Origin of the sequence: Erwinia sp. MYb416, assembly GCF_037479575.1 — a bacterium.
Lineage (GTDB): Bacteria > Pseudomonadota > Gammaproteobacteria > Enterobacterales > Enterobacteriaceae > Erwinia > Erwinia rhapontici.
Genome location: NZ_JBBGYT010000144.1, coordinates 490 through 1,125 on the forward strand (window position 1 = coordinate 490; position 636 = coordinate 1,125).

At 47.0% G+C, this 636-nt stretch carries 1 pseudogene; it reads left to right on the top strand.

Features of this window, described 5'->3' with window-relative positions:
• Nucleotides 1-572 (top strand): annotated as a pseudogene (locus WH277_RS01370) (hypothetical protein); the annotation flags it as partial.
• Nucleotides 573-636 lie beyond the last annotated feature (64 nt).

Genomic DNA, 636 nt, shown 5'->3' on the forward strand with positions numbered 1-636 from the left:
TGTGGCAGGAAGATGGTACGGTGACCTGGAGCGACCGCGCCTATTGCAGTGTGGTCGATATGAAGAATGGCTGTATCACCAGCGACTGGAGCGGTGAGGCGTGTGGTTACACGTGGGTTGGAGGCAAAGATATCCTCGCCAGTTCAGAAAAACCCAACGCAGACACGTTTAACTTCACCGCAATGCGCCCTACGCTGCGTGAGTCGAAAGGGGATTTTTCCCTGATGGAAAATGCCCGGGTAATGAATCTGATGCGCTGTGATGTACCGGGAAAAGATAATATCAATGACTATCAGAAACTGGCCACCTTAAATAAATCCTCGGCAAAGGCCGTTCGCAGCCAGATAGTTAATTACGTCAATAGCCTTACGATGGCGGCATCGATAGAGTCCAAAGCCTTATTATTCACCGGGCCAGATGAACACAGTCAAACTAAAGCCTATCTTGTGGCGGGGGATAAAATAAAGATCATACAACGTTCACCTGATAATCAATGGGTGAATGTGGGTTACATCAATGCAAAAGGCTCTCCCCTTGTTGCCTGGATCAAGGCAAATACGCTAATAAAGTGAAGGTAAATGGTTCCAAAGGAGGAAAGTAACAATGTTACCCAGTAAGAAAGTCGTTAAAGAGAAC